This window comes from Vibrio sp. Vb0667 (genome assembly GCF_033391095.1).
The window spans coordinates 1-1,545 of record NZ_JAWPOL010000144.1; the positions used below are offsets into that span (position 1 = coordinate 1).

Genomic DNA, 1,545 nt, shown 5'->3' on the forward strand with positions numbered 1-1,545 from the left:
ACCTTGGCTGGTGGTGATGCCGTTGACATCTAGGTGGTGTTTCTTATTCGATGGCATTTTTGTTGGTGCCACCGAAGGTAAAGATATGCGGAACAGTATGTTCGTGGCGACTTGCTGTTTCTTCGTAATCTTCTTTTTGTTCTCTGGCTGGCAAAACCATGCACTGTGGTTTGCGATGACCAGCTTTATGGCAATGCGAGGGATTGGTCTTGGAGTAATATTCTTCTATCAATGGCGTAAAGGAACGTTCCTCGCGTAAATAAAAACAGCAGGTCGAAAACCTGCTGTTTTTGCATTTGGATCATGGCAACCCAAATACTCATTTAACCTCATTATCTCAGCATTGTATGGCTACTAGCACAATCGGTTCAGCCCATTCAAGGCCGCTACACGATAGGCTTCGGCCATGGTCGGGTAGTTGAAGGTAGTATTCACGAAATATTCAATCGTATTGGCTTGGCCTTTCTGTTCCATGATGGCTTGACCAATGTGGATGATTTCCGCTGCACGTTCACCAAAGCAGTGAATGCCGAGAATTTCCTTGGTTTCACGATGGAACAAAATTTTCAAACTGCCGACATCTTTGCCTGCAATTTGCGCACGGGCCAGATGTTTGAATGAAGAGCGGCCAACTTCATAAGGCACTTTCGCTGCCGTCAGTTCTTGTTCTGTTTTACCAACAGAGCTGATTTCTGGAATGGTGTAGATGCCTGTTGGAATGTCTTCAATCAGATAGTTTTCAGCCTGACCTTTGGTGATCGCTTGTGCGACAAAGCGTCCTTGGTCGTAGGCTGCGCTCGCAAGACTAGGGTAACCAATCACATCACCCACTGCGTAAATGTGCTCAACCGCCGTTTGGTAGTTGCGGTTCACTTTAAGCTGGCCGCGAGAATCCGATTCTAGACCGACGACATCCAAACTGAGTTTGTCGGTGTTACCGGTTCTGCCGTTCGCATACAGCAAACAATCGGCGCGCATTTTCTTGCCTGACTGCAGGTGAATAATGACGCCATCTTCTGTGCCTTCGATTTTCTCGTAGGTTTCGTCGTTACGAATGACAACGCCGCTGTTCCAGAAGTGGTAAGACAGCGCATCAGACACTTCGTTATCCAAGAACTCCAACAAACGATCCCGGGTATTGATCAGGTCGGTTTTCACACCAAGTCCACGGAAGATAGAGGCGTACTCACAACCGATAACGCCTGCACCATAAATGATGATATGACGAGGGTCGTGTTTCAGGCTCAGGATAGAGTCACTGTCGTAGATTCGTTCATGTAAGAAGTCGACATCGTTTGGTCGGTAAGGACGAGAGCCCGTCGCGATGACAAATTTATCGGCCGAGTAGGTTTCTTCCGTACCGTCATTTTGCATTACCGCGATAGAGTGCGTATCGATAAAACGTGCAGTACCGAACAGCAGCGTGCAGTCATTGCGGTCGTAAAACCCCTGACGAAGGCGAGTCTGTTTATCGATGACCGTTTTCGCATGGCCTAAAATGTCAGAAAATGTTGCATGAAGGCTGGTGTTGTTTCTGCAAAATAG

At 47.4% G+C, this 1,545-nt stretch carries 1 protein-coding gene and 1 pseudogene; one reads left to right on the forward strand and one right to left on the reverse strand.

Features of this window, described 5'->3' with window-relative positions; translation table 11 throughout:
- A pseudogene (locus R8269_RS24100) lies at nucleotides 1–259 on the forward strand (MATE family efflux transporter); the annotation flags it as partial.
- Nucleotides 260–354: 95 nt separating this feature from the next.
- Here the strand turns inward: R8269_RS24100 and sthA are convergent.
- The coding region (gene sthA, locus R8269_RS24105) for a Si-specific NAD(P)(+) transhydrogenase (protein WP_318222764.1) at nucleotides 355–1,545 on the reverse strand (1,191 nt) is incomplete at its 5' end.